Consider the following 26,519-nt stretch of genomic DNA (forward strand, 5'->3'; position numbering starts at 1 on the left):
CACCCCTTGCGCGGGCCGGTAGCGTTGGGGCACACCAGTCGAGACGCGTGTTCGACAGTTTCGATTCGAACCTCGATTGTTTCGATCGTGTTAACTGGCGATCGAGTGACCGACACCCCACCGCCCGTCCCCCGCGTCCAGCGGCCGGAACTGGGCAGGGCTGTCGTAGACTTCCCCCATGCCGACCAAAGCCGACCCGTCCCCTTCGGATGGCACCGCCTCGGGTAAGATCACCATTGCCGCCATCGCGGCCGAGGCCGGGGTTTCGGTTCCGACTGTTTCGAAGGTCATGAACGGTCGCGCGGACGTCGCTCCGCACACCCGGGAACGGGTCGAGGCGATCATCCGCAGGCACGGCTACCAGCGGCGGGCCGACGAGCGGTCGCGGCGCTCCAACCTGGTGGAGCTGATGTTCCACGAGCTGGAGAGCGCCTGGGCGCTGGAGATCATCCGCGGCGCCGAGCAGGTGGCCTCCGAGCAGGGTCTGGCGCTGGTGCTGTCGGAGTCCCAGGGCAGGCTCACGCCTGGCCACGGCTGGCTCGAAGGGGTCATCGCGCGCAAGCCGCTGGCCGTGATCTCCGTCTTCTCCGATCTCACCTCCTCGCAGCTGGCGAAGCTGCGCGCGCGGGACATCCCGGTCGTCGTGGTCGACCCGATCGGCGAACCCCAGCTGGAGACGCCGTCCATCGGCGCGACCAACTGGAACGGCGGCCTGACCGCCACCCGTCACCTGATCGAGCTCGGCCACCGCCGCATCGCCATGATCGGCGGCCCCGAACGCGTGCTGTGCAGCCGTGCCCGCGTCGACGGCTACCGCGCCGCGCTGGAGACCGCGGGCCTGGCCTACGACACGGACCTGGTCCGGTACGGCGACTTCCACGTCGAATCCGGCCGCGCCCAGTTCGCCCCGCTGCTCGACCTGCCGGACCCGCCCACCGCCGTGTTCGCCGGCTCCGACCTCCAGGCCCTCGGCGTCTACGAGGCGGCCCGCGCCGCCGGTCTGCGCATCCCTGAAGACCTCAGCGTCGTCGGCTTCGACGACCTCCCGGTGGCGCAGTGGGTGGGCCCGCCGCTGACCACGGTCCGGCAGCCGCTGCAGGACATGGCCGCGGCGGGCACCCGTCTCGCCATCACGCTGGCACGTGGTGAAGAGCCCGAACACCGCCGAATCGAGCTTGCCACCACGCTGGTGGTGCGTCAGAGCACCGCCGCGCCGCGCTGACGAGCCGCCTCTAGTGGTGGTGGCCCGACGTCTGCGTGTAGATGCACCCCTGCGCCTCGGCGGGCACGGTGTGTCCCACGTCCTCGCCGGGCCGCACCGGTGTGCACCGCAGTTCGTGCAGCCCCAACAGTTCCAAGCCGAGCGTGCCGCTCAACGCGAAGCCGTTGCCGAACCCGAAGTCCGGGCCGTCCGACACCTCGCCGCTCGACAGCGCCCCCTGCCACGAACGCTGGAAGTCCGCCAGCTTCTCGCGCTGGAACACCACCAGCCCGAGCCGTTCGTACGGCCCCGCCTTGCACGTCGCCCACTCCGCCACGTACGGCGCGTAGAGCTTCGCCCGCAACGGCCCGACGAACTCGCCGAACTCCTCCATCGTCCGCGGCACCACGTCGTCGCACTGCCCCGTCTTCTCCCGCACCCACTCGCCCACCTCGGAGGACGTGGCCAGCGGCGGTCCCAGGGCATTGGACCCGAGACCGGGAGAGCCGGTGGAGCCGGTCGCCGGGGAACAGGCGACCGACCCCACCAGGAGCGCGACCAGGGCCGCGCATCGCGCGAACATCAGCCCGCGCCGCACAGGGCGCCGTTGAGGCTGAACGATGTCGGGAGGGCGGGCGTCCCCTGCGACGACCCGTTGAACCCGAAGCTCACCGTCTGCCCCGGCTGGATGTTCTGGTTCCAGCTCGCGCCCTTCGCGGTCGCCTTGCCCGCCGCGATGGCGATCTCGGCCGACCACGCCGAGGTGATGCCCTGACCCGCCGGGACGTCCCAGACCAACTGCCAGGCGTTGACCGCGCTCGTACCGGTGTTCTTCACCGACACGTTCGCGGTGAAGCCGCCCGACCACGAGCTGGGCACGTTGTAGGTCACCGCGCACGCGCCGGGCGTCGTGCCGCCGCCGGTCGTCACCGACACCAGGGCCGACGCCGGTGAGGTGTTGCCCGCCGCGTCCCGCGCCACCACGTAGAACTGGTAGGCGGTGTTGGCGGTCAGGCCGGTGACGGTGGCCGTGGTGCCCGAGGACGTCGCGACCGACACGTCGGTGGCGCCCGCCTCCCGGTACACCGTGTAGCCGCTGACGCCCACGTTGTCCGTGGCCGCGGGCCAGCTCAACGCGACGGAGGTGCCCGTGGCGGTCGCGGTCGGCGTGCCGGGCGCCGTCGGGGCCTGCGTGTCACCGCCGCCGTTGCCGCCGGTGAAGATCACATCCGAGCAGCTGTAGAACGCCTCGGGGCTGTCGTTGCGCTGCCAGATCGAGTAGATGATGTGGCGGCCGGTCTTGTTGGGCAGGGTGCCGTTCCACGAGTACTCGCCGCCGACCGCGACCGGGTTGGTGATGCTGTCGAACGGCACCGGCTCCAGGTCGGACCACTTCAACGGCTGGTTGACGTCGAAGCCGTCCTTGGTGACGTACTGGTCCCAGGTCCCAGGGTGGGGCGCCCAGGCGTTGTACTTGAAGTTGATCGCCGCGCCCGCCCGCAGGGTGGTCGTGGGCCAGTCACCGCGCGCCAGGTTGTAGGCGTCGTACTTGGTCGTCGGCCCGCACAGGTCGCCGTCGGCGATGATCTCGCGGTGCCGGCCGCCCGCCTGGCTGATGAGGTTGCCGTACCAGTCCCACAGCGGTTGCTTGCCGCCGATCTCCACCGCGGCGACGCACGCCGGGTTCGTCGGGTAGAGGTCGCCGCCGCCGGCCGCCCTGCCGTCTTCGTAGCAGGCGTAGGTCCGGCTGGCCGGGTAAGTCATCGAACCGTGCGCCACCGCTACGCCGCTCTGGACGAACACGCTGGTCACACCGACGATACCGAGCGCGGCAACGGCCAACGCCCCTAAGCGCTTGAGTCGCAAAGGACTTCTCCTTCAGATCGACGGTGATCTGTGAACCACGAGACTGGGAGCGCTCCCAGAATCACGATCGCATTGCCGGTGACGCCGCGTCAACGGCCCGTTTCAACTGGTGGCCACCGGTACCGGTCGACCATGCGGATCGCGGTGGTCGGCCAGATAGCCCGTGACCTGGTGCTGCTGGTGCCGGAGGTGCCCGGATTCCGGTGGCAGCGCGGAGGTTCGGGAACGCCGCGAAGTGCTCGGCGGGAAGGGCGCCAACATCGCCCGGGGCGTCAGGCAACTCGGCGCGACGGCCACGCGGTTGCACCGCATTGGCCATTGCGCCATGCGGGTCGTTGCGCCGGATGCCCGGTTGCGCGGTGTCACGTTTGATGGCCGGCGGGGTTCGGAACGAGTCGAACGGCACCCCTGATGGACGAGCGCGGGGTAGATCCGTAACCTGTCCGAGACCTGGGCGGGGTTTGATCCGCTCGGCACTCATCCCGGCTTCCGAGGAGGACCGCGCGACCGTGGCGTCGAAACCCGCTCAACGCACCGTCCGCGCGACCCTGACGGCCACGGCCGTCACCGCGCTGATCGGGGCCACCATGCCCCTCCCCCACGCCGCCGCGGACCCCGAGGTGCCGCCCAACGCCTCCGAGGCGTTGCGGAAGTACAGCGAGCTGTCCATGCAGGCCGAGGCGCTGAACGAGGAGCACCTCCGCGCGCAGGAAGCCCTCACCAACGCGCAGGGCGCGCTCGACCAGGCCAACCGCGACCTCACCACCGCCCACCAGGCGCAGGACGCGCTGCGCGGCCAGGTCGACCTGCTCACCGAGGCCTCGTTCGAAGGCGCCCGGTTCAACCAGCTGTCCGCGCTGCTGGTCAGCGACTCGCAGCAGGACTTCCTCAACCGCATGTCCGCGCTGGGCGTACTGGCGGGCGACAACGCGGACGCGTTGGAGAACCTCGGCGCCGCCGTGGACCTGGCCAACGACGCCACCCGCCGCGCCAACGAGGCCGCCGACGCCGCGACCAAGGCCATCGCCGACATCGACCAGCGCAAGGCCGCCCTCGACGGCCAGATCACCGAGGCCCGCAACGCCTACCGCTCACTGAGCGCGGCCGAGCGGGCGGCGTTGAACAACGCGGGCGACATGAGCGCGATCCCGGTGCCCGCCGGCACGGTCGGTAAGGCGCTGGCGTTCGCGCTGGCGCAGCGCGGCGAGGACTACGTGTTCGGCGCGAACGGCCCCGACACGTGGGACTGCTCCAGCCTGATGCAGGCGGCCTACCGCTCGGTCGGCATCGCGATCCCGCGCACCACCTACGGGCAGGCGACGATCGGCCGGTCCGTGTCGCGCAACGACGTGAAGGCCGGTGACCTGGTCATCTACTACTCCGGCCAGACGCACGTGGCCATGGCGATCGACGGCATCCGCGCCGTGCACGCCTCCACCGAGGGCGTGCCGGTTAAGGTGCAGGACATCGAGTCCATCGGCCCCATCAGCGTCATCCGGCGCGTGGTCGGCTGATTCGCGGGTACTCCTCCGGCCACCACCACACGTGACGGAGGACGAGATGCCGGACGTAGTCGATCTGATCATGCAGGACCACCGCGAGGTGGAGCGGTTGTTCGCCGAACTGGAGAACAACCCGGAGAAACGCCCGCTGCTGGTACCCGTGCTGACCGCCGTGCTCACCGCGCACAGCCGCGCCGAGGAGTCCGCGGTGTACCCCGTCGCCAAGAACGAGGCGGGCGAGACCGAGGAGATCGAGCACAGCCAGGCGGAGCACGTCCAGGCCGAACACCTGCTGCTCAGGCTGTCCCAGACCGACCCGACGTCCAGGGTGTTCGACGACGTGCTGCGCGAGTTGGTCGAGGCGGTGACGCACCACGTCGAGGAAGAGGAGTCGACGGTGCTGCCCGGCATGCGGGAGCGGCTGGACCAGGACCGCCGCGAGGAGCTGGGGCGGGCGTTCGCGGAGAGCCGGGCCCGGCACATGGGCGACCGGCCGGGTGAGGAGACCCGCGAGGAGCTGCTGACCCAGGCCCGCAACGCCGGCCTGTCCGGTGCGTCCGGGCTGAGCAAGGCACAGCTGGAGAAGGAGCTGCACCCGTCCTGACGGACGCTCGACTATCCCCTGGGCATAGGCTTGGTGTGGTTGAGCAGCCAGCCGCGTCCTGCCGACCGCACCCAGGGATTCGAAATGGACGATTTCACCGACGCCATCACGCTCACGGCGCGCGATGCGACCGTGGGCGTGCTGGTCGTGGACGTCTCCGGTGAGGTGGACATGGCGACGGCCCCGTTGGTGGAGGAGTTCGTCCTCCGCACGCTCGACGACGCCGTCCGCACGCTGGTGGTCGACCTGTCCGGTGTCACGTTCCTCGGCTCGACCGGCATCAACCTGCTGATCTCGCTGCGCGCGGCGTGCGAGGAGGCGGGCACGGCACTGCGGCTGGTGGCGAACACCAACGCCGTGCTGCGCCCGCTGGAAGTGACCGACCTGACGAGCCACTTCACCATCATCGCGGCGGTCGACGAGGCCTGCTGACCGCGCCGGTCAGTCGCTCTGCTCCATCACCAGGATCGCGCCGCTCGGCTCACCGGCGTTGGAGCGCAGCGAGCTGCACACGACGCGCACGACGACCTCGCGTCCCTTCCGGCTGATCGCGCTGACCTTCACCTCGGTCAGGAACCCGGCGTCGCTGAGCGCCTGCCGCACGACCGGCCGCAGCTCCGGCAGGGGCAGCCCGATGTCGAGGTTGAGCAGGTGCTCGCCCTCGGCCTCGTCGCGCCGCACGCCCCACAGGTCCTCCGCGCCCCGGTTCCACGCGATCACGCGCATACTCGTGTCGAGCACGATCACGCCGGCGCGCAGCGAGGTGAGGATCGATTCCAGGAAGTCGTTGACCTGGTCCAGTTCCCCGGTGCGGTCGCGGAGGGTTTCGTTGATCGTCTGGAGTTCGTCGTTGGTGGACTGCAACTCCTCGTTCATCGTCTCCAGTTCCTCATTGGTGGACTGGAGTTCTTCGTTCGTGGTCTCCAGCTCCTCCACTGTGGACTGGAGCTCTTCGTTGATCGTCTGGAGTTCCTCGTTGGTGGACTGCAACTCCTCGTAGGCCGATTCGAGCTGCTGGTTGGCGAACTCCAGGTCGTCGAGCAGCCGGCGGGTGGCGGTCACGTCGTGGAACACGGGCCCCGTTCGGCGAGCAGCGCGGACACCACGTCGTCGCGCAGGTAGTCCCACGCCTCCGGGTCCCGGAAGAAACCGGTGACGTTGATCAGGATGGTGTTGAACAGCGCGTTGAACTCGTCCGCGTCGACCTGGAGGTGGTCGATGTAGTCGGCGTGGTTGTCGATGCCGACCTGGCCCATCCGGTGGCGCACCCGGCGCATGAGGCTGCTGCGCTTGTAACCGGTGAAATCGAAGCCGCGTGCTTCCTTGAGGTAGCGCAGCACCTCTTCGAAGTCCTCGTCCGGCTCCTGGCGATCGCTCACGCTCCGGAACGCTACTCGTGCGCGTCGGTATCGCCCGATCGAGGCGTTTACCGCGCGTGGACGGCTCAGTCGTCGATGACGGCCCAGACGATCTTGCCGCCGCGCGGCCACGGGGAGCAGCCCCACACCCGGCTCAGCGACGACACGATCGTGATACCCCGGCCGTCCGGCCGCAGGGTCTCCCCCTTCGGCTCCTCGGGCGGGTCCGGGCTGTCGTCGCGCACCGCGATCGTCAGCCGCCGTTCGCGCAGCTCCAGGCGCAGCAGCGGTGCGGACCGGCCGTGCCGGACGGCGTTCTCCACCAGCTCGGTGGCCACCGTCACCGCGTTGTCGACCAAGTGGTCGACGAACCAGCGCTCGCACATCTCGCGGACGAAGTGCCTGGCCAGCAGCCCGCTGACCAGCGCCTTCGGCAACTGCATCTCGTCGCGTCTGCGCTCGGGCGGTCGCCTGATGGCATCCAGGGCGTCGTCCAGGGCGGTGAACCGGGGCACCAGCCGGCCCGCGCCGCCGCCGGCGAGCACCTCGCGGTGCCGGGGCGACTCGCCGACCAGCATGATCGGCACGCCGGGCCACTCCGACACGCGCAGCCACACCGTGGCGAAGACCGACATGAACGCGGGCGTGGCGCACCGGAAGTCGTCGTCGAGCCGCACGATCACGGCCGTCGGCTCGTCGGCCACGCACTTGAGCAGCCCGTCGCGCATGTCGCGGTAGGTGGTCAGGTCCAGCAGGCCGGTCGGGCGCACCACCACGGCGCCGTCGACGTCGGTGCGCTGGAGCGCGAGCGCGGTCACGTGGCCGACTCCTCTTCCACGTCCGCGGGTCGGGTGAACGTGCCGGACAGCAGGTGGTGCCGGAGCACGTCGGCGGCGTGCGCGGCTTCCTCCTCGGTGCGCGGGAAGCGGCGGACCAGCAGTTCCGCGCCGCGGGCCGAGGCGTCACCGCGCATGCGGCGGACCAGGCCAGCCTTCTCCTCCAACGTGCGCAGCGCGGTCCACAACACCCTCTCCAGGGTCGCGCCCTGCGCGACCAGCAACGCCTCGGCGGTCCACGCATGGCCGACATGGCAGCGGAAGCACTTCGACGTGCCGTCCAGTTCGATCAGGTTGCCGTCGCAATCGGGACAGCTGAAGTTCGACGGTCTGCCCAACGGGGTCACCCCATCGGCGTGCACGCCCCCGTTGGTCGCGGCGATCGCGGTTTCGCGTCGGACCAGGCCCGAGGGCTCGTGGCGGGTGTCCACCTGCAGTCCGACGCAGTCGCGCAACAGCGCTCCCATCTTCGCGGACGGCACCACGTGGTCGACCGTCAAGTGCCGCAGCACGCTGGTGGGCATCCCGTCGTAGAGCGCGTCGTCCGGGTCCTGCACGACGGTCAGACCGCCGCGTCCCGCGATGGCGAGCATGCCGGCCGTGCCGTCGTCCAACGCACCGGAGAGCACCACGCCGATCACGCCCGCGCCGTGCGACGCGGCGGCCGAGCGGAACAGCGCGTCGACCGCCGGCCGGTGGCCGTGCTCGGTGGGCCCGTGGGACAGGCGCGCCGAGCCGTCGACGACGAGCAGGTGGTGGTCGGGCGGTGCGACGTGCACCCGGCCGCGGCGCAGAGCCATCCCGTCGGACGCGGTGACGGTCGGTAGCGGGCCGCTGCGGCCGAGGATTCCGGCAAGTGCGCTGGTGCCACCGGCGGGCAGGTGCAGGACCACGGCTATCGCCGCGTCCAGGTCGGCGGGAACACCGGCGACGAACGCGCGCAGTGCTTCGACACCTCCGGCCGATGCGCCGACGACGATCAGGTCTCGCGTTGGCATCAGGTCACCCCGATCGGTGGATACCCGAGCGGTGTGAACCTACTCGCCGCAGTTTCTTTCAATGCGGAGCAAGAGTGGTCGTACGACGCCGTGCGACGCCGTACGACACGGGCGTGTGACGACCGCACCGGGTCCCGATGCGGTCGACCACGTCACTGCGCGGGTGAGGCGACCTTGGACTTCGGGGTCCACTGGGTGTAGCCGGCGGCCTCCGCCTCGGCGACCGAGCGGAACGTGACATCGCCCTTCATGCGCTTGTAGTACGGCGAGGAGGGGGTGTGGAAGATCATCGACTTGGAGTTCGCCTTGACCTCCATGTCTTCCTCCGCCGCTTCGGCCACCAGGGCTTCCGCCGGGACGGCTTCCATCAGCACCGCTTCGGCCTCGGCGACCGGGCTGCTGCCGGTTTCCTCGACCTTCTCCGCTTCCTCGACCGCTGCCACGGGCTCGACCTCGGCAACAACCTCGGGCTCGGGCTCGGCAACGACCTCGGGCTCGGCGGCCGGCTCCGGCTCGACAACGGCGACAGGCTCGGGCTCCGCGACGACCTCGGGCTCGACGACCGGCTCCGGCTCGACAACCGCAACAGGCTCCGGCTCCGCAACCACCTCGGGCTCCGGCTCGACAGCCGCAGCAGGCTCCGGCTCCGCGACGACCTCGGGCTCGACAACGGGCTCCGGCTCGACAACCGCGACAGGCTCCGGCTCGGCAACGACCTCGGGCTCCGGCTCGGGGTCGGCGGCGGCTTCCGGCTCGGGGGCTGAGGTCGGTGCCGCGATCACGGCGGCGGCGACAGGGGTGACGACGGCGGCGGCGACCGGAGTGTCGTCGTCGGTGTCGGTTGCCGTTGCGGTGTCGGCCACCGGCTCGGGCTCGGCCACCGACGCGGGCTTGGCCGCCACCGGCGCGGGCTTGGCTGCCGACTGGTCGAGTTGGTCGCGGAGGTTGGTGATGGTGGCGCTGAGACGCAGCCAGGCGAGCGACACGCCCGCCGAGAACGTCGCCACGCACAGGAAGAAAGTGATCAACCAGGACACTGCCACTCCTAGGGCCACTGCTAGCGGGGACAGGACAGCAAGACCCCGACAGCGCGCAACCTGTCGGCACGCGACACTGTGGCCGACCGCACTCTTTCGGGAAGCACAGACTAAGGACGTGTCAAGCCGCGTGCGGCAGCACCCCCTGCCTGCACCCACAGCGACTGCACACCGGGTGGGCGGGCAGCCGCACGTCGGCCAGCAGCTTGCGCGCGTCGTCGAACGTCGGAACCCGTTGCCCCGGCACCAGAAGGCTGTCCAGCACCTCCTGCCGCCGGCGGGCCAACTCGCGCGACCGCTCCACTGGATCCTTCAGCCGGGCTCGCACCCGCTCCCGCGACTGCTCACGCGCCAACGTCCCGGCCGCGCTCAGCGGCCGCGCCGCCCGCGGCTGGGTCAGGCGGGCGTTGCGGCGGTTGATCCGCCACCACGCGCCCAGCGTCATACCGGCCACCGGGGGGCGCGCTCGGCGCGCGCCCCCCTGCCACCACGACCTCAGCCGCGCACGGAGGAAGTCGTGCGCTACCTGGTCGCGGTTTCTCGGGCTGCCCTGCCTGGTGCCGTCAGGCCTGCGGTCGACCGCCGCGAGCAGGGCATCGACGCTCCACCCCTCGCCGAACCAGGGCTCGACGACCCGGCGCACGGCGGCGCGGTTCGCGTCGGGCCAGGTCGCGCGCAGGCAGAGCGCCTCGACGGCCGTGTCGATCTCGGCGTCGGTCTCGGGGATGACACGGCCGGGCCACTGACGGGGATCGAGTCGAACACGCATCTCATGGCTCCCTTCGAACACGTACCGAACACCCGTTCGAGATAGTGCCACCGACCACCGACAATTCCAGAACTTTAGATTTGACTTATATAAGCCCAGTCTGAAACATGCTGGTCGTGCACGTGTTCGACGTACTCGGCGACCCGGTCCGCCGCCGCATCTTGGAGCTGCTCGCGGACGGCGAGCAGACCTCCGGCGCGGTCACGGAGGTGGTCCGCCGGGAGTTCGGCATCTCGCAGCCCGCGGTCTCCCAGCACCTGCGGGTGCTGCGGGAGAACGGCTTCGCCCGCGTCCGCGCGAAGGGCACCCGGCGGCTCTACGCGGTGGACGACCCAGGCCTGCGCGAGGTGGACGAGTGGCTGGACCGATTCCGCTGAGAGCGGCTTTAGGGCTCGTTGACCTCGGCTTCGACGCTGTCCAGCGTGGACTCGATCCCGTCGAAGCCGGGGTCCGCCGGCGTTGCGTCGTCGGCCCGGCACGCGACCAGCGAGAGCATCAGCGCCACGGCCGTGACCAGGGTCTTCACTTGGCACCGCAGTGGTTGGTCTGGAACGTGTCGACGCGGCGCTGGGCGTCACCGAGCTTGGTCAGCTGGTCGCCCCGCCGCGCCGCCCGGCGGTCCAGCCGCTCGGCACGGGCGGTGTTGCCCGCGTCGCGCGCCTTCCGCGCCTGCGCCTGGAGCCACGCCGTCGACCCGGCCGCCTCGGGCCCGCCGTTGATGCGCGTGGTGAGCCGTTGGATGCGGTCCTCGACCTTCGGCGCCCGCTGCTCGCACAGCTGCTTCACCTGCTCAGGGCTGATCGTGATGGGCGCGTAGCTCGTGTCCTGCGCGGCGGCGACACCCGTCGAGGTGAACCCGAGGGCGACGGTCCCGACGACGGCCATGCGGCGAATCCATGTGTTCATGGAGGCCACGATGGACTCGACGGATGTGGACGGTGTCCGGCCGGTGTTCGGGTTGTGCAAAGAACTCGAAACTCGTCCGTTTCAGTGAGCCTCGCAGTGGCAACCCTCCTCCCCATGACCGACACCCTCTGGGACGAGTTCCACCGCGTAGTGAACATGACCTCGCACGAACTGGAGGACTGGCTGCGCACCCGCTCGGCGGACGAGGACACCGAGGCCCTGCCCGACCAGGCGGGGACGCCGACCGGCCAGGAGGTGCTGCGGGTGCTGCGCAAGCGGCGCACCGACCTGACCACCGAGGACGTCAAGGTGATGCGCAAGGTCGTGGAGCGGGTGCAGGCGCAGCGGCGCGAGGACCTGGAGCCGACGGCCGGTGAGGCGCACTGGAGGCACCGGCTGATGTCCATCGGCCACGACCCGCTCAAGCCGGCTTGAGAACCCCCGCCGAAGCCCGCTCCACCGTCACCTCCCGGTGGCGACGCCGACTTTCTCGGCGTCCCCCAACCGCACGCCCGCCTCGGGGACCAGGCCGAACTGCACGACCTGGCGGCGGGCGAGGAGGTCGGTGAGCCAGTCCACGGCCACCCGCAGCCGGTTGCCGGGCATCGCGATCAGGTGGTAGCCGCGCGCCACCGCCTTCGCGGGTAGCCCGGTCAGCGGCACGTGCAGCGGGTTGGCGACGGCCTGCGTGCCGGCGAGGTCGACCACGAATCCGAGGTCGCGGTGCCGGTAGGTCCCCACGGTGCCGTGGCCCAGGGAGGCCGCGATGTTGCGCGCGGCCAGCTTGCCCTGGCGCTGCGCGTGCTGAGCGGTCATCGGCGTCGGCTTGCCGTCGTTGAACACGTCCGGCACGGCCGCCACGTCACCGGCCGCGAACACGTGCGGGTGCGTCGGCACGGCCAGCGTCGGATCGACCACCACCCGGCCCTTCACCGTGGCCAGCGAGACCGACTCCACCAACGGGTCCGGCCGCACGCCCACGCACCACACCAGGGTCTTCGTCGGGATCTCGGTGCCGTCGGTCAGCCGGGCGCAGTTCGCGGTGACCGCCTCGACGCTGGTCTCCAGCCGCACGTCCACGCCCCGCGCCCGCAGCACCCGTGCCGCCGGCCCGGACAGCCGTTCGGAGAGCCCCGGCAGCACCCGCGGCGCCATGTCGACCAGCACCCACTTGATCTCGGACTCGGACAGCCCGGTGCGCCCGCGCAGCGCCGACCGCGTCAGCTGCTGCCCCTGCGCCACCAACTCCGTGCCCGTGTAGCCGGCGCCGACCACGACGAACGTCGCCCGCGCCGCCCGCTCGGCCGGATCGGTGGCCTGCTCGGCCAGCTCGACCTGCCGCAGCACGTGATCGCGCAGGAACACCGCCTCGGCGACCGACCTGAACCCGAACGCGTGCTCGGCCACGCCCGGGATGGACATCAACCGGGTGACCGAGCCGGCCGTCAGCACGATCCGATCCCACTCCAGGACCTGCTCACGCCCCTCGATGTCCACCACGGTGCAAGTCCGCGCGGCCAGGTCGATCCCGGTCGCGTGCGCCTGCACCAGCCGCGTGCGCGGCAGCTTGGGCCGCAACGGCACCGCCACCCGGCGCGGGTCCAGCGAACCGCCCGCGACCTCGGGGAGCAGTGGCACGTAGAGCATGTAGTCGGTGGGGTTGACGGCCACCAGCTCGGCGGCGTCGGGCGGCAGCACGCGTTCCAGCGTGCGCAGGCAGTGGTAGCCCGCGAAGCCCGTTCCGACGACCAGGACGCGCGGCTTGCCCATTGGCTCGATCCCTCCGACGACGACGGCAAGTGTCAACAGCAGCTGTTCCGCCAGCGGGTACCCACGAGTCTGAAGGGGTAGACCAAAGACATGGCCCTGGGACTGCCTGACGCGATCACCGCCTGTCTCTTCGACCTCGACGGCGTGCTGACCAGCACGGCCGTGCTGCACCGCCGTGCCTGGCGGCGCACCTTCGACGATCTCCTGCGCCCGCGCGGTGAAGCGCCGTTCGCCGAATCGGATTACATCCGGTTCGTCGACGGGCGGCCGCGTTACGACGGAGTACGGGAGTTCTTGACCTCGCGCGACATCACGTTGCCCGAGGGGGAACCGGACGACCCGCCGGACCACGACACCGTGCACGGCGTGGGCAACCGCAAGAACGAGCTGCTGGAAGCGATCATCCGACACGAAGGCGTGACGCCCTACCTGGGCACCGCGCCCTACCTGCGCGCGGTGAAGGACGCCGGGCTCGGCATCGGCGTCGTGACGTCGTCGGCCAACGCCAAGAAGGTGCTCGACGCGGCCGGGCTCAGCCCGTTCGTGCAAGCCCTGGTGGACGGCGTGGTGATCAGCCGTGACGGGCTGAAGGGCAAGCCCGCGCCGGACTCGTTCCTGGCGGGCGCGCGCCTGCTCGGCGTGAACCCGGAGCACGCCGCCGTGTTCGAGGACGCGCTGGCCGGCGTGGAAGCGGGCCGTGCGGGCGGGTTCGGGCACGTGGTGGGCGTGGACCGGACCGGTCAGCGGGAGGCGCTGTACGCGCACGGCGCGGACGTGGTGGTCGAAGACCTCGCGGAGCTGCTGTGACGACCGGTTGGGAAGTCCACCCCTGGATGCTGCGGTGGAACGGCCTCGCGGTGGACCAGCTGCGCCGGACCGAATCGGTGTTCGCGCTGTCCAACGGCCACCTCGGCATGCGCGGCACGCTGGACGAGGGCGAGCCGCGCGGACTGCCCGGCACGTACCTCAACGGCTTCTACGAGGAGCACGCGCTGCCGTACGGCGAACCGGGTTACGGCTACCCCGAGGCCGGGCAGACCGTCGTCAACGTCACCGACGGCAAGGTGATCCGGCTGCTGGTGGAGGACGAGCCGCTGGACATGCGGTACGGCCGGGCGCACGTGCACCGGCGTGAGCTGGACTTCCGCACCGGCACGCTGCGCCGGCACACCGAGTGGGAGTCGCCGACCGGCCGCCGGGTCACCGTGCGCACCGAACGGCTGGTGTCGCTGACCCAGCGGGCGGTCGCGGCGATCCTCTACGAGGTCGAGCCGAGCGAGGACGTGCAGCTGGTCTTGCAGTCCGACCTGCTGGCCAACGAGCCGGTCGAGCACGACAGCGACGACCCGCGGGTGGCCGCCGCGCTGAACGAGCCGCTGGTGTCGGACTTCGCGCACGTCGAGGACTTCCGGGCGGTGCTGGCGCACCACGCGCGCAACTCCGGGCTGCGGATGGCCGCCGCGATGGACCACGAGCTGGAAGTCGAGGACGGCGTCCGCACGGAGATCCGCGCCGAGAAGGACCTGGCCCGGTTCACCGCGGCCGTGGACGTGCCCGCGGGCGGGAAGCTGCGGCTGGTGAAGTACCTCGGCTACGGCTGGTCCGCGCAACGGTCGGTGCCCGCGCTGCGGGCGCAGGTGGAGGCGGCGCTGGCGGGCGCGCGGCAGACCGGCTGGGAGGGCCTGCTGGCCGAGCAGCGGCGGTTCCTGGACGACTTCTGGGAGGTCGCGGACATCGACCTGCAGGGCGACGACGAGATGCAGCAGGCGGTGCGGTTCGCGTTGTTCCACATCATGCAGGCCGCGGTGCGCGGTGAGACGCGCGCGATCCCGGGCAAGGGGCTGACCGGTCCGGGGTACGACGGGCACGCGTTCTGGGACACCGAGATGTTCGTGCTGCCCGTGCTGGCCTACACGGTGCCGGAGGCGGCGCGGGACGCGTTGCGGTGGCGGCACTCGACGCTGGGCAAGGCGCGGGAGCGGGCCGCGGTGCTCGGGCAGGGCGGCGCGGCGTTCCCGTGGCGGTCGATCAGCGGCGCGGAGTGCTCGGCGTACTGGCCCGCGAGCACGGCGGCGTTCCACGTCTCCGGCGACGTCTCGCACGCCGTGGCGCAGTACGTGAACGCCACCGGCGACACCGCGTTCGAGCGCGAGTGCGGCGCGGAGATCCTGGTGGAGACCGCGCGGCTGTGGACCTCGCTGGGGCACCACGACCCGCACGGCGGGTTCCGCATCGACGGGGTGACCGGGCCGGACGAGTACTCGGCGGTGGAGGACAACAACGTCTACACCAACCTCATCGCGCAGAAGAACCTGCGTAGCGCGGCGGACGCGTGCGACCGGCACCCCGACGTGGCCGAACGGCTGGACGTGACCGCCGAGGAGGTGCAGGGGTGGCGGAAGGCGGCCGACGGGATGGTGATCCCGTTCGACAGCCTGCTCGGCGTGCACGAGCAGGCCGAGGGGTTCACATCGCACGCCGAGTGGGATTTCGACGGCACCGACGCCGACGAGTACCCGTTGCTGCTCAACCGGCCGTACTTCGACCTGTACCGCAAGCAGGTCATCAAGCAGGCCGACCTGGTGTTGGCGATGCACGTGCGCGGTGACGCGTTCACGCCGTTGCAGAAGGCGCGCAACTTCGCCTACTACGAGCCGCGGACGGTGCGCGACTCGTCGCTGTCGGCCGGGACGCAGGCGGTGCTGGCCGCCGAGGTGGGCGCGTTGCAGCTGGCCTACGACTACCTGGCCGAGGCGGTGTTCACCGACGTGTACGACCTGCACCACAACGTCCACAACGGACTGCACATGGCGTCGCTGGCGGGCGCCTGGGTCGGGTTGGTGGCCGGGTTCGGCGGGATGCGCGACCACGACGGCGAGCTGTCGTTCGCGCCGCGCCTGCCACCGGGGCTGACCAGGATGGCGTTCCGCATGTCGTTCCGGGGCACCCGGTTCGCGGTGGAGGTCGAACCGGGCAAGGTGACGTACCGGATCGTGGCGGGCGGCCCGCTGCACACCCGGCACCACGGCGTTCCGGTGGTGGTCGAACCCGGCCTGCCGGCCACGCTGTCCACACCGGATCCGCCCGAGCCGCCCGACCTCCGCCAGCCGCCGCACCGCGCGCCGGTGCGGCGGGTACCGCCCGGAGCCCGGCCGTGAACCGGCGGGGCCCACGCGGTCGGTCGCACTGTTCCGCCGGTGTTCACAGGCGTTCCGGGCGCCCGGAACAAACGCAGGGCCCTAAAGGAGGTAGAAGGACGATGAGTGCCCGGCCGGGCTCCTGGGGGGAGTGGAGCCCGGCCGGGACTTGGTAGGCGGCCATTGGGGGGCGACGGCCGCCTAAGCCCTCATCGTGAGCAGGACTACCCCTGTTACCGGGTTTCAATCACGGTTCCGAATACCGACTACGTGATCCACGTCATCATGACCTCCGAGCGGACCCAGAGCGGGCACGCGCCGGGATGTCCACAGAGGTCCGTCGGCCCGCGCACGGCACGTGGATCTCCGCAATATTGCGGTCTCCGTCGAGGAGAAGGTAACCCACAGGAGTGAGAGGGGCAGCGCTGAGGCCGCCGGCCGGACAGGATTCCGAAATGTGAGCTCAACACCGATCTACGACGAGTTGGCGGCCACCTACCTCGCCGACCTCACACCCGAGAACCGCGAGCCGGCCGGGTCCGACCAGCCGACCCAACCCGCCTCGCCACCCACCGCCCCGACCCCACCCCGGAACCAGCCGCGCAAACGGCCGAAGGTCTGAACCACCTCCGATCTTGACCCCGCCTCACGCAGCGGAGCAGGACGATCGCAGTCCGCAGAAGAGGTCGCCTACCCGAAGGGTGGAGCGGAATGCGTGGACGAGCGCTGTTCCTGGCAGCGGCACTGTTCGGCGCGTCGACGTGCAACGGAGAGCCCACCGACCTGCCCCGGCTGGCCGCCGGGGAGCGAACGTGCCCGGTTTCGCCGGACAACTGCCGTCCGCGCGGCCCCGCTCCGGGTACGGCGCGGAGTACCCGGAGATCTCCCGGGTGATCCACACCATGGCCACGCAGGTGCTCACCGGAGTGAGCAGACCCGAGCGGGCGGCGGCCGACGCCGAGGCGGAGATCGACCGACTGCTGCGCTAGCCGTATGCGCCAGTCGTATGCGCCGGCCGTAACGGATGGGTAAACCCTGGCGCCCGCCCCGACCGTGACACGCCGATTAGCCGTAATGCCGGAAGAGGTTGGGCGATGTGTCCTATAGGGGGAAGCCGCCACGCAGCGGGATGAGCCGAACGGGCGCGGGGTAACCCCCTCCCATGCGGAACGAGGCACCCGTGAAAGACCGGAAAACCGGGAAGAGGGCCGACAAGAAGGCTGAGCAGAAGGCCGATCCCAAGGCCGGGCACCAGCCGTTCAGCCGGGCACAGCTGCTCGCGCTCGTGGTGGGCGTGTTGCAGATCGTCCTCGCCTCCGTCCCGTTCCTGCCCACGAGCGACGGCACCAGCCACACCCTCTACATCAGCACGGGTGTGGCCGGTGTCCTCCTCGCGTGGCAGCACAGACACGCCCGTTTCTACGGCGTGGCCCTGCTCCTGCTCTACGGTCAACTGTTCATCACCGACGCCGAGGACACCGCCGCCTTCGGCCTGCCCACGTGGGAGACCCTGGCGTACGGCCGGGCCGCCCTGGCGGGCGTGGTGATCGCGCTGATCCCGGCGTTCAAGCGCCCGTAGTCACCGGCGCTCATCGTGCCGTCCGGGTGGAACCGCAGCTTGGCATCGGGGCTGCGGGCGATCGATTCGAACATCGCGCGGTCGGACGTGGTGGTGGGCCGCCAGTACATGTGGGCGCCGTGGGTGACACCCATGTCCATCGACATCATGGTCGCCACCGCCCGGTCGTACCGGCGGCGGCTCAGATCCGCGCCGCCGGAGGCGTGGATGTCGAACACGTCGTGGTCGCCCGTCAGAGGCCGCAACGCGCCGCGCCGGTCGTGACCGTGCACGACACCGTCCCGCACGAAGTACTCGCCCCGTTGTTCGAACAGGGCCATCTTGTCGCGCAACGCGTCGAACTCCACGCGCCGCTGGTCGTACCGGCGCAGCAGCCGGTCGTTGAGGTCGAAGTGGGGTAACGAAGGCCGGAAGTACCCGACCAGTCCCCGGTGGCGCCGAGCCGCGCCCAAGCGGACGTCCAGGTCGTCGATGGTCTTGGCCTTCACCGCCTCGGGTTTGGGCAGCGCGCCTTCGCGCAACCAGGCCACCGCGTGCGGGTTCGTCGCTCGCACGTCGATGACCAGGTCCTGCTCCGCGGCCACCTGCTGGAACTTGCGGGCGTGTTCGGTGGGCATGCCGAAAACCGGCTCCACCGACGCCAGGGGGAAGAGGTGATCAGTGCGCACGGGTATTAAGGTCCGCCCGAAATGGGCGTGCACCAGACCGCCGGCTTCGGTTAGCTCTGGGCGTGACCCCTGATTCACTGATCGGATTGCTGGCCGAGCCCGAGCGGTTGCGCGTCGTGGCCGCGCTGGCCCTCGGTGCCCGCACGACTGCGGACATCGTCGCGGCGACCGGGATGGACGCACGACGGGTCGAGAACTCGTTGCGCCGGTTGCGGTCGACGGGACTCGTCGTGACCGAAGGCTCCGGCCTGCGGTTGCGCGAGGAGCTGTTCAAGGAGGCCACCCGGGTCGAACAGGCGAACCGGGTCCCGGAGGACCCGTTCGTGCGGGACGGGCGGCTGGTGAAGCTCCCCGCGCAACGCGGACGCAGGCGGGCGGTCCTCGAACAGGTGAGCACCGCGTTCGAGCCGGGTAGACGGTACCCCGAGCGGGAAGTGGTGCAGGTGCTGAAGCGGTGGTGCGACGGCGGTGAGGTCGACCACGTGACCGTGCGACGGTACCTCGTGGACGAAGGCCTGCTCAGCCGGGCCGACGGCGAGTACTGGCGTACCGGCGGCCCGGTGAGCGTCTAGCGGGATCTAGCGGGGTCTAGCCGAACGTGTCGGGATCGGGGCCGGTGCGCTCACCCCGGTCCAGTTCGGCGATGCGGCGCAGGTCGTCACCGTCCAACTCGAAGTCGAACACGGCGAAGTTCTCCGCGATCCGGCTCGGTGTCACGGACTTGGGGATGACGACGTTGTCCAGCTGCACGTGCCAGCGCAGCACTACCTGGGCCGGGGTTCGGCCGTGTTTCGCGGCGATGTCGGTGATGACCGGATCGGACAGCAGCGCGCCGCCCTGCGCGAGCGGGCTCCACGCCTCGGTGGCGATGCCGTGCCGGACGTGGAAGGCGCGCAATTCGGCCTGCTGGAGCCACGGGTGCAGCTCGACCTGGTTGACCGCGGGCACCGCGCCGGTGGCCTCCACGACCCGTTCCAGGTGCGCGGGTTGGAAGTTGGACACGCCGATGGCGCGGACCCGGCCGTCGGCGTGCAGCTTGCCCAGCGCGCGCCAGGTGTCGACGTACTTGTCCTGTTTGGGCGCGGGCCAGTGGATCAGGTACAGGTCGATCCGGTCGAGACCGAGCTCGGCGGCGCTCGTGTCGAACGCGCGCAACGCCTCGTCGTAGCCCTGGTGGGAGTTCCACAGCTTGGTCGTCACGAACAGCTCGTCGCGCGGGATGCCCGAATCCGCGACCGCCCGGCCGACCGGCTCCTCGTTGCCGTAGGCGGCGGCGGTGTCGATGCTGCGGTAGCCGACCCGCAACGCCTCGCGCACCGCGTCATAAGTGTCCTCAGTGGACACCTGGAAGACACCGAAACCTAGCTGCGGCATGGTGACGCCGTTGTTCAGGGTGATGGTCCTCATGGGTGCCATCATGCCCGCTGCGCACCGGTCCCACCGGCCGCGTCGAAAGATCAACCGACCAGGGCGACGCGTCGCTCCACCTCGGCGGGCAGCGGCCGGCGGTGCCGCAGCGCCGCGGGCAGCCTGCGCACGGCGGCGGCCAGCGCCGCGCCCGCGTCCCGGTCCGCGACCGCCCGCCGGGCCAGCGCGAACGTTTGCGCGAGCACCACCCCGACGGGGCGACGCAGCCACGTGGTCAGCAGTTCGTTGCGCAGTTCCACCCGGCGCCGCCACGCCGACGGCGGCCGGGACGGGGACGGCTGGTGGTGCGCCACCACGTCGTCCACGTAACAGCAGGACCAGCCGGACGCCGCCATGTCCCAGGAGAACAGGCGTTCCTCGCCGGGCCAGAACAGCACGGGGTGGAATCCGCCGACCTCGACGAACGCCGACCGCCGCACCACCGCGCCGCAGCACACGAAGCCCAGGACGGACGGTCCGGGCAGGTCGTCGTCACGGCCCAGCGCCGATCGGGCCATCTCCACGCACACCGGGTCGAGCCCGCCGCCGGGTTCCACGATCGTGCGCGCCGCGATCAGGCCCAGTCGCGGATGCCGCGCGAACAGCTCCTCCGCGCGCGTCAGGGCACCGGGAGCCCACCACGAGTCGTCGTCACTGAACGCGACGTAAGGCGTGGTCGCCCGTCGCACGCCGTGGTTGCGCGCCACCGCGCCCTCGTTGCGCCCCAGGGCCAGCACTTCTACCTGGTCGAACTCCCGCCGCACGCGGGCCACCGTGTCGTCCGAGGAGCCGTTGTCCACCACGATGACCGGCGCGTCCAGTTCCCGGAGTCGGGTGAGCGTGCGCCTCAGATCGTCCACGCGGTCACGGGTTGCGACCACCACTGTTGTTTGCGGCACCAGCGGGTACTACCCGGAGAAGCGGTGGTTACTCCTCCGGTCCACGGGTAGGCCCAGCTCATGGGATTCGAACGCGCGGTGGTGACGGGTGGGGCCGGATTCCTCGGCTCGCACGTGTGCGATGCGCTGCTCAGGCGCGGTACGCGGGTCGTGTGCGTGGACGACTTCCGCACCGGATCGCCGGACAACCTGCCGGACGACCCGAGGCTGGGCGTCGTGGTCGAGGACGTGGCCAAACCGCTGGACCTGCTCGGCCCGGTCGACCTGGTGATGCACCTGGCCTGCCCCGCGTCCCCGGTGGACTACCTGCGCGCACCCGTCGACACGCTGAAAACCGGCGGTTTCGGCACGCTGCACGCGCTGGAGCTGGCGCGGCGCAAGAACGCGCGGATCGTCATCGCCTCCACCAGCGAGGTGTACGGCGACCCGTTGGAACACCCGCAGCGCGAGACGTACTGGGGCAACGTCAACCCGATCGGCCCGCGCAGCGTCTACGACGAGGCCAAGCGCTTCGGTGAAGCCATGACCTGCGCGTTCCGCCGCGAGTACGGCGTGGACGCGGGCATCGTGCGGATCTTCAACACCTACGGCGCGCGGATGCGCCCCGACGATGGTCGGATGATCCCCACATTCGTGCGGCAGGCGCGCGCCGGCGAGCCGCTGACCGTGCACGGCGACGGCACGCAGACCCGCTCGCTGTGCCACGTGGACGATCTCGTGCGCGGCCTGCTGTCGATGGCCGACAGTGACCACGCCGGCCCGGTGAACCTCGGCAACCCGGAGGAGGTCACCGTGCTGGAGGTCGCGCGCAAGGTCATCGAACTGACCGGCAGCACGTCCGCGATCCAGCACGTCGACGCCATGACCGACGACCCGCGCCGCCGCCGTCCGGACATCTCGCGGGCCCGTGAGCTGCTGGGTTGGCAGCCGGAGATCCCACTGGACGAGGGCCTGCGGCGTTCGTTTGACCGACATCTCGTCGGGTAGTCGGACCACATCCGACCACATCGGTCCGCATCGGACCGCATCAGGCACCCGGAAGAGAGTCCACACAGGAGCTTTGTCCACACAGGAGCGAAAGGGGAACGCCGTGCGCGTGCTCGGTATCAACGCGGTCTTCCACGACCCCGCGGCCGCCCTCGTGGTGGACGGCGAGGTGGTGGCCGCCGCGGAGGAGGAACGCTTCTCCCGGCGCAAGCACGGCAAGCGGCCGGTGCCGTTCTCCGCGTGGGAACAGCCCGAACAGGCTGCCCGGTGGTGCCTCAAGCACGCCGGTCTCACCCCCGCCGACCTCGACGCCGTCGCCTACTCCTACGACCCCGACCTGGTCGAGCCGAGCGACGTGCCGTGGGAGGACCTGCGCACCGAGTACGCCCGGCGCGCGCCGTACTTCCTGGCCACCGCGCTGCCCGGCCTGGACCCGGCGATCGTGCGGTTCGTGCCGCACCACGTCGCGCACGCCGCGTCCACGGGCCTGGCCGCGCCGTTCGGCGGGGACTGCGCGGTGCTGGTCAACGACGGTCGCGGCGAGTGCCGCTCGCACCTGGCGGGCAGCTACCGCGACCACAAGCTGGAGACGCTGGCCGCGCAGCACCTGCCGCACTCCCTCGGTCTGCTCTACGAGGACCTGACCGAACACCTGGGTTTCCTGCGGTCCAGCGACGAGTACAAGGTGATGGCGCTCGCCTCCTACGCCGAGCCCCGGCACTTGGACCTGGTCCGGGAGCACCTCTACGCGACCGAGGACGGCGGGTTCGCGGTGAAACCGCTGGACTGGGCGACGCTGGCCAAGCGCCGCGACCCGGACGGCGAGATGACCCGCGAGCACGCCGAACTGGCGGCGAGCGTGCAGGTGCGGGTCGAGGAGGTGCTGCTGGACCTGGTCCGGTGGCTGCACGAGCGGACCGGGCAGAAGCGGCTGACCATGGCCGGCGGCGTGGCGCTGAACTGCGTGGCGAACACGCGGATCTTCGCCGAGGGGCCGTTCGACGAGGTGTGGGTGCAGCCGGCCGCGGGTGACGCGGGCACCGCGCTGGGCGCGGCGTTGCAGGTGGTGGCCGACGCCGGTGAGCCCGCCGCCGCGATGCCGGGCGCCGACCTGGGTCGGTCGTGGACCGACGCGGAGATCGAGGACTACTTGCGCACCGCCAAGATCGCCTACGAACAGCCGGCGGACGTGGCGGTCGCGGTGGCCGAGGCGTTGGCCGACGACCAGGTGGTGGCCTGGTTCCAGGGCCGCAGCGAGTACGGGCCGCGCGCGTTGGGCCGGCGGTCGCTGCTGGCGCACCCCGGTCGGGCGGAGAACCTGGCCCGCCTCAACGAGGTCAAGGGGCGTGAGCAGTTCCGGCCGATCGCGCCGATGGTGTTGGCCGACCGGGCGGCCGAGTTGTTCGAGCGCGGGCCGTTGCCCAGCCCGTACATGCTGTTCGTGCACGACGTGCGGCCGGAGTGGCGTGACCGGATTCCGGCGGTCGTGCACGTGGACGGCACCGCGCGCGTGCAGACCGTCGATCCGGGGTCGGAACCGCTGATGGCGCGGGTGATCCGCGAGTTCGACCGGCGCACCGGCGTGCCCGTCGTGGTCAACACCAGCCTGAACACGGCCGGCCGGCCGATGGTGGACGACCCGCGTGACGCGCTGGAGTGCTTCGGCTCGGCGCCGGTCGACCTGCTGGCCATCGGCCGGTTCGTGGTGCGGCGGCCCCAAGCGTCCGGGCCTCAAGCATCTGGGGAGCAGCGATGAATGTCGACTACGCCGTCGTCATCCCCACCGTCGGCCGGGACAGCCTGCGGGTGGTGCTCGACGCGCTGGAGCACGGCGACGGCCCGCCGCCGCGCGAGATCATCGTGGTGGACGACCGGACCGATCCCGGCCCGTTGCCGCCGACGCACTCGGCGCGCGTGCTGCACACCGGTGGCCGCGGTCCCGCTGCCGCGCGCAACGCCGGATGGCGTGCCTCGTGTTGCGAGTGGATCGCGTTCCTGGACGACGACGTGGTGCCGGCGCGCGACTGGAAGCTGCGGCTGGCCGACGACCTGGAGGACCTGGGGCTGGACGTCGGTGCCTCGCAGGCGCGGATCATCGTGCCGCTGCCCGGGAGCCGCAGGCCGACGGACTGGGAACGCAACACGGCCGGGTTGGAGCACGCGCGGTGGATCACCGCGGACATGGCTTACCGGCGCGCCGCTCTGGTGCACGCGGGCGGGTTCGACGAACGGTTCCCGCGTGCTTACCGGGAGGACACCGAGCTGGCGTTGCGCGTGCAGGCGAACGGGTACCGGATCGTCACCGGTGATCGCGTGACCACGCACCCGGTGCGTGAGGCCGGGTTCTTCGCCAGCCTGCGGCAGCAGCGCGGCAACGCGGACGACGCGTTGGTGCGGCGGTTGCTCGGGCCGGAGTGGCGTGAACGGATCGGTGGCGCACCCGGACGGTTGCCGCAGCACGCGGTCACCACGGCGTCCGGCGGGCTGGCTGTCCTTTGCAGACTTCTCGGGTTGCGGAAATCGGCGTTGGTGTTCGGGGGCCTGTGGGCGGCGTTGACCGCGCGGTTCGCTTTCGAACGCATCGCACCCGGCCCGCGCACACCGGACGAGGTGGCGAAGATGGTCGTCACCAGCATCGCCATCCCGCCCGCCGCGTGCGCGCACCGGGTGCGCGGCGAACTGCGCCACCGGCGCGTGCCCGTCGCCGGACGGGAGCGCCGCCGGGTGGTTCCGGTGGCGCTGGACCGGTTGCGCACCCGCATCGATCCACGGGCGCCGGTCCGTGCGCTCGGGGCGGTGCGGCGATGAGGGTCCTGGTGCTGCGCGCGCTCGGCCTCGGTGACCTGCTGACGGCCCTGCCGGCGCTGCGCGGGTTGCGCCGCGCGTTCCCGGACGCCGAGATCACCCTGGCCGCGCCGGGCTGGCTGGCCGACGCGGTGGACCGGATCGACGCCGTCGACCGGCTGCTGCCCACCGAAGGGCTCGTGCCGATCGACTACGACTCGCCGGACCTCGCGGTGAACCTGCACGGACGTGGGCCGCAGAGCACCGAACTGCTGCGTGCCACCCATCCCGCCCGGCTGATCACGCACGGCCCGCACGTGCCGTGGCCCGCGCGGCAGCACGAGGTGCTGCGGTGGTGTCGGCTGCTGGCGCAGTTCGGCATCGCGTGCGACCCGGCTGATCTGCGCCTGCCGCCGTTGCCGCGCAACGGTGCGATCGTCGTGCACCCCGGCGCGAGTCACGCCGCCCGCCGTTGGCCGGCCGCGCGGTTCGCCGCGGTGGTGCGTGCGCTGGGGCCCAGCGTGGTGGTGACCGGCAGCCCCACCGAGGCTCCGCTGGTGCGCGCGGTGGGACGGGGCCGCACGCGGATGGGTGATCTGGCCGGGTTGATGGACCTGGTGGCGAGCGCACGGCTCGTCATCTGCGGCGACACGGGCGTGGCACACGTCGCCACCGCTTACCGCACGCCGTCGGTGCTGCTGTTCGGGCCGGTGTCCCCCGCCGCGTGGGGGCCGAGGTCGGGGCCGCACCGGGTGCTGTGGCACGGCCGGACCGGTGACACGTTCGCCGACCGGCCCGATCCGGGGCTGCTCGGGATCACCGTGGACGAGGTGTTGGACGCCGCGCGATCGCTACTGGGAGGTGGACCGTGTCCAAGATCGGCGTCATCGGCGCGGGCTATGTCGGGTTGACCACCGCTGCCTGCTTCGCCCGGCTCGGGCACACCGTGGTGTGCGCGGACGTGGACGAGGCGAAGGTCGCGGCACTGAGCCGGGCGGAGGTCGGCGCGCACGAGCCCGGGTTGGCGGAGCTGGTCGGGGAGGGGTTGCGGGCCGGGCGGTTGCGGTTCGTGTCGGGGAACGCGGAAGCCCTCTCCGGTGTGGACTTCGTGTTCCTGTGCGTGCCCACGCCGACCGGTGTCGACGGTGCGGCCGATCTGACCGCCGTGCACGCGGTGTTGCGCGAGGCGCGGGACGCGGTCGCGCCCGGGTGCGTGCTGGTGATCAAGTCGACCGTGCCGGCCGGGACGACCGAGCGGGTGGCCGAGCTGGTGGGTCGGCCGGATGTGCAGGTCGTGTCCAACCCGGAGTTCCTGCGGGAAGGGCACGCGGTGGACGACTTCCTGCGGCCCCAGCGGGTCGTGGTCGGCGCGGAGGCCGAGGAGGCCGCGCATCGGGTCGTGGGGCTGTACGCGCGGACGGGCGCGCCGGCGCTGGTCACCGGGAGCGCGAGCGCGGAGTTGGTGAAGTACGCCAGCAACTGCTTCCTGGCGATGAAGTTGTCGTACGTGAACAGCCTGGCCGAGTTGTGCGAGCGGGTCGGCGCGGACATCTCCGACGTGACCGAGGGGATGCGGCTGGACGACCGGATCGGGGCGTCGTTCCTCGAACCGGGGCCGGGGTGGGGTGGCTCGTGCTTCCCCAAGGACACCAGGGCTCTGCTGTCCACGGCGGACGAGGCGCACGTCGACTTCCCGTTATTGCGCGCGACCATCGGCACGAACGGCCACCAGCCCCACCGGGTGGTGTCGATGGTGCGCGACGCGGTCGGGCCGTTGGCGGGTGCGCGGCTGGGGTTGCTCGGCTTGACGTTCAAGGCCGGCACCGACGACCTGCGTGACTCCCCCGCCTTGGCGGTGGCGGCGCTGCTGGCCGAGGAGGGCGCCAAGCTGACCGGCTACGACCCGTGCGTGAGCACCGATTGCGGACCGGTGCGGGTGCTCGACTCACCCGAGGCGGTGGCCGAGGGCGCCGACGGTCTCGTGGTGCTGACCGAGTGGCCCGAGTTCGCCGAACTGGACTGGCCCAACCTGGCCGCCGCGATGACCCGCCCGATCATCATCGACACCCGCAACCTCCTGCCGGGCGACAAGGTCACCGAGGCCGGCTTCCACCTGATCGCCCTGGGCCGCCCGGCCCAGCCGCTCATCCAGGACCAGAACTGACCTACATCGTCTCTACCGTTCCTGGCGCAGACACCGCAAGAGAATGA

General features: G+C 71.1%; 29 protein-coding genes and 1 pseudogene. 16 read left to right on the plus strand and 14 right to left on the minus strand.

All coding sequences use genetic code 11. The features are described 5' to 3' along the window. Positions 1–178: 178 nt before the first annotated feature. Complete coding sequence (locus tag ALI22I_RS45205) at positions 179–1,222, plus strand: LacI family DNA-binding transcriptional regulator (protein ID WP_077011693.1); 1,044 nt, start codon at positions 179–181, stop codon at positions 1,220–1,222. A 10-nt stretch (positions 1,223–1,232) separates the two neighbouring features. Here ALI22I_RS45205 and ALI22I_RS45210 read toward each other — a convergent pair whose 3' ends face one another. Continuing rightward, positions 1,233–1,784, minus strand: a complete 552-nt coding sequence (locus ALI22I_RS45210; protein WP_143532779.1) for a hypothetical protein — start codon at positions 1,782–1,784, stop codon at positions 1,233–1,235. Continuing rightward, positions 1,784–3,067 (minus strand): lytic polysaccharide monooxygenase, encoded by a 1,284-nt coding sequence (locus ALI22I_RS45215; RefSeq protein ID WP_077011695.1) that lies wholly within the window; start codon positions 3,065–3,067, stop codon positions 1,784–1,786. The genes ALI22I_RS45210 and ALI22I_RS45215 overlap by 1 nt, the downstream gene beginning before the upstream one ends. A 509-nt stretch (positions 3,068–3,576) precedes the next feature. Between ALI22I_RS45215 and ALI22I_RS45220 the strand changes: the two genes are divergently transcribed. From ALI22I_RS45220 to ALI22I_RS45230, 3 genes are all read left to right on the plus strand, one after another. Continuing rightward, positions 3,577–4,581: a C40 family peptidase gene (locus ALI22I_RS45220; protein WP_077012092.1), complete on the plus strand. Its 1,005-nt coding sequence runs from the start codon at positions 3,577–3,579 to the stop codon at positions 4,579–4,581. Positions 4,582–4,627: 46 nt separating this feature from the next. After that, positions 4,628–5,173: a hemerythrin domain-containing protein gene (locus tag ALI22I_RS45225; RefSeq protein ID WP_077012093.1), complete on the plus strand. Its 546-nt coding sequence runs from the start codon at positions 4,628–4,630 to the stop codon at positions 5,171–5,173. Between the two features lie 84 nt (positions 5,174–5,257). Continuing rightward, positions 5,258–5,605 carry an STAS domain-containing protein gene (locus ALI22I_RS45230; RefSeq protein ID WP_077011696.1) on the plus strand — a complete coding sequence of 116 codons (348 nt, stop codon included), beginning with the start codon at positions 5,258–5,260 and terminating at the stop codon, positions 5,603–5,605. Positions 5,606–5,614: 9 nt separating this feature from the next. Here ALI22I_RS45230 and ALI22I_RS55815 read toward each other — a convergent pair. The 6 genes and pseudogenes from ALI22I_RS55815 to ALI22I_RS45260 form a co-directional block, all read right to left on the minus strand. Beyond that, positions 5,615–6,223: pseudogene (locus ALI22I_RS55815) on the minus strand (PAS domain-containing protein); the annotation flags it as partial. Between the two features lie 8 nt (positions 6,224–6,231). Continuing rightward, positions 6,232–6,552 carry a hypothetical protein gene (locus tag ALI22I_RS55820; RefSeq protein ID WP_077011698.1) on the minus strand — a complete coding sequence of 107 codons (321 nt, stop codon included), beginning with the start codon at positions 6,550–6,552 and terminating at the stop codon, positions 6,232–6,234. A 65-nt stretch (positions 6,553–6,617) separates the two neighbouring features. Then, the gene (locus ALI22I_RS45245; RefSeq protein ID WP_077011699.1) at positions 6,618–7,349 is read right to left on the minus strand and encodes an ATP-binding protein; all 732 of its coding nucleotides are present in this window, start codon (positions 7,347–7,349) and stop codon (positions 6,618–6,620) included. Continuing rightward, positions 7,346–8,365: a chemotaxis protein CheB gene (locus tag ALI22I_RS45250; RefSeq protein ID WP_077011700.1), complete on the minus strand. Its 1,020-nt coding sequence runs from the start codon at positions 8,363–8,365 to the stop codon at positions 7,346–7,348. The genes ALI22I_RS45245 and ALI22I_RS45250 overlap by 4 nt, the downstream gene beginning before the upstream one ends. 152 nt (positions 8,366–8,517) lie before the next feature. Continuing rightward, complete coding sequence (locus ALI22I_RS51695) at positions 8,518–9,402, minus strand: sunset domain-containing protein (protein ID WP_077011701.1); 885 nt, start codon at positions 9,400–9,402, stop codon at positions 8,518–8,520. A 121-nt stretch (positions 9,403–9,523) separates the two neighbouring features. Continuing rightward, complete coding sequence (locus ALI22I_RS45260) at positions 9,524–10,171, minus strand: hypothetical protein (protein WP_077011702.1); 648 nt, start codon at positions 10,169–10,171, stop codon at positions 9,524–9,526. Between the two features lie 116 nt (positions 10,172–10,287). On the opposite strand from ALI22I_RS45260, the gene ALI22I_RS45265 reads away from it, so the two are divergent. Continuing rightward, entirely contained in the window at positions 10,288–10,548 is a 261-nt protein-coding gene (locus ALI22I_RS45265; protein ID WP_083752538.1) for an ArsR/SmtB family transcription factor, read from the plus strand. A gap of 8 nt (positions 10,549–10,556) precedes the next feature. On the opposite strand, the gene ALI22I_RS51700 is transcribed toward ALI22I_RS45265, so the two are convergent. Both ALI22I_RS51700 and ALI22I_RS45270 read right to left on the minus strand, forming a co-directional pair. Beyond that, a complete protein-coding gene (locus ALI22I_RS51700; RefSeq protein ID WP_179118562.1) occupies positions 10,557–10,697 on the minus strand; it encodes a hypothetical protein in 141 nt (46 codons plus the stop codon). Beyond that, positions 10,694–11,077 (minus strand): hypothetical protein, encoded by a 384-nt coding sequence (locus ALI22I_RS45270; RefSeq protein WP_077012094.1) that lies wholly within the window; start codon positions 11,075–11,077, stop codon positions 10,694–10,696. Before ALI22I_RS45270 ends, ALI22I_RS51700 begins: the two co-directional genes overlap by 4 nt. Before the next feature lie 114 nt (positions 11,078–11,191). On the opposite strand from ALI22I_RS45270, the gene ALI22I_RS45275 reads away from it, so the two are divergent. Next, positions 11,192–11,512 carry a DUF3140 domain-containing protein gene (locus ALI22I_RS45275; protein ID WP_077011703.1) on the plus strand — a complete coding sequence of 107 codons (321 nt, stop codon included), beginning with the start codon at positions 11,192–11,194 and terminating at the stop codon, positions 11,510–11,512. A gap of 27 nt (positions 11,513–11,539) precedes the next feature. On the opposite strand, the gene ALI22I_RS45280 is transcribed toward ALI22I_RS45275, so the two are convergent. Continuing rightward, complete coding sequence (locus ALI22I_RS45280) at positions 11,540–12,847, minus strand: NAD(P)/FAD-dependent oxidoreductase (protein ID WP_077011704.1); 1,308 nt, start codon at positions 12,845–12,847, stop codon at positions 11,540–11,542. A 90-nt stretch (positions 12,848–12,937) separates the two neighbouring features. Here ALI22I_RS45280 and ALI22I_RS45285 point away from each other — a divergent pair, with 90 nt between their 5' ends. The 4 genes from ALI22I_RS45285 to ALI22I_RS51710 all read left to right on the plus strand — a co-directional run bounded on the left by ALI22I_RS45285 (position 12,938) and on the right by ALI22I_RS51710 (position 16,973). Beyond that, positions 12,938–13,654 (plus strand): HAD family hydrolase, encoded by a 717-nt coding sequence (locus ALI22I_RS45285; protein WP_077011705.1) that lies wholly within the window; start codon positions 12,938–12,940, stop codon positions 13,652–13,654. A 26-nt stretch (positions 13,655–13,680) separates the two neighbouring features. Then, positions 13,681–16,005, plus strand: coding sequence for a glycoside hydrolase family 65 protein (locus ALI22I_RS45290; RefSeq protein ID WP_077012095.1), 2,325 nt, complete (start codon positions 13,681–13,683; stop codon positions 16,003–16,005). 436 nt (positions 16,006–16,441) lie between these two features. After that, entirely contained in the window at positions 16,442–16,606 is a 165-nt protein-coding gene (locus tag ALI22I_RS51705) for a hypothetical protein (RefSeq protein ID WP_179118563.1), read from the plus strand. A gap of 190 nt (positions 16,607–16,796) precedes the next feature. Next, positions 16,797–16,973, plus strand: a complete 177-nt coding sequence (locus ALI22I_RS51710) for a hypothetical protein (RefSeq protein WP_179118564.1) — start codon at positions 16,797–16,799, stop codon at positions 16,971–16,973. 460 nt (positions 16,974–17,433) lie between these two features. Here ALI22I_RS51710 and ALI22I_RS45295 read toward each other — a convergent pair whose 3' ends face one another. Further along, the gene (locus ALI22I_RS45295) at positions 17,434–18,231 is read right to left on the minus strand and encodes a hypothetical protein (RefSeq protein ID WP_238598898.1); all 798 of its coding nucleotides are present in this window, start codon (positions 18,229–18,231) and stop codon (positions 17,434–17,436) included. Positions 18,232–18,293: 62 nt separating this feature from the next. Between ALI22I_RS45295 and ALI22I_RS45300 the strand changes: the two genes are divergently transcribed. After that, complete coding sequence (locus tag ALI22I_RS45300) at positions 18,294–18,803, plus strand: DUF2087 domain-containing protein (RefSeq protein ID WP_077011706.1); 510 nt, start codon at positions 18,294–18,296, stop codon at positions 18,801–18,803. Positions 18,804–18,819: 16 nt separating this feature from the next. Here the strand turns inward: ALI22I_RS45300 and ALI22I_RS45305 are convergent, their stop codons facing one another. After that, positions 18,820–19,647, minus strand: a complete 828-nt coding sequence (locus ALI22I_RS45305; protein ID WP_077012097.1) for an aldo/keto reductase — start codon at positions 19,645–19,647, stop codon at positions 18,820–18,822. A 41-nt stretch (positions 19,648–19,688) separates the two neighbouring features. Further along, positions 19,689–20,540, minus strand: a complete 852-nt coding sequence (locus ALI22I_RS45310) for a glycosyltransferase family 2 protein (RefSeq protein ID WP_443217030.1) — start codon at positions 20,538–20,540, stop codon at positions 19,689–19,691. Positions 20,541–20,597: 57 nt separating this feature from the next. On the opposite strand from ALI22I_RS45310, the gene ALI22I_RS45315 reads away from it, so the two are divergent. The 5 genes from ALI22I_RS45315 (at position 20,598) to ALI22I_RS45335 (ending at position 26,472) form a co-directional block, all read left to right on the plus strand. Continuing rightward, on the plus strand, positions 20,598–21,524 hold the full coding sequence (locus tag ALI22I_RS45315) for a UDP-glucuronic acid decarboxylase family protein (RefSeq protein WP_077011708.1): 927 nt from the start codon (positions 20,598–20,600) through the stop codon (positions 21,522–21,524). A gap of 103 nt (positions 21,525–21,627) precedes the next feature. After that, the gene (locus ALI22I_RS45320) at positions 21,628–23,280 is read left to right on the plus strand and encodes a carbamoyltransferase family protein (protein ID WP_077011709.1); all 1,653 of its coding nucleotides are present in this window, start codon (positions 21,628–21,630) and stop codon (positions 23,278–23,280) included. After that, the gene (locus ALI22I_RS45325; protein WP_083752485.1) at positions 23,277–24,332 is read left to right on the plus strand and encodes a glycosyltransferase; all 1,056 of its coding nucleotides are present in this window, start codon (positions 23,277–23,279) and stop codon (positions 24,330–24,332) included. Before ALI22I_RS45320 ends, ALI22I_RS45325 begins: the two co-directional genes overlap by 4 nt. After that, a complete protein-coding gene (locus tag ALI22I_RS45330; RefSeq protein WP_077011710.1) occupies positions 24,329–25,219 on the plus strand; it encodes a glycosyltransferase family 9 protein in 891 nt (296 codons plus the stop codon). The genes ALI22I_RS45325 and ALI22I_RS45330 overlap by 4 nt, the downstream gene beginning before the upstream one ends. Beyond that, the gene (locus tag ALI22I_RS45335) at positions 25,177–26,472 is read left to right on the plus strand and encodes a UDP-glucose dehydrogenase family protein (RefSeq protein WP_077011711.1); all 1,296 of its coding nucleotides are present in this window, start codon (positions 25,177–25,179) and stop codon (positions 26,470–26,472) included. Before ALI22I_RS45330 ends, ALI22I_RS45335 begins: the two co-directional genes overlap by 43 nt. Positions 26,473–26,519 lie beyond the last annotated feature (47 nt).

The sequence above is a fragment of the Saccharothrix sp. ALI-22-I genome (assembly GCF_001984175.1).
Lineage (GTDB): Bacteria > Actinomycetota > Actinomycetes > Mycobacteriales > Pseudonocardiaceae > Actinosynnema.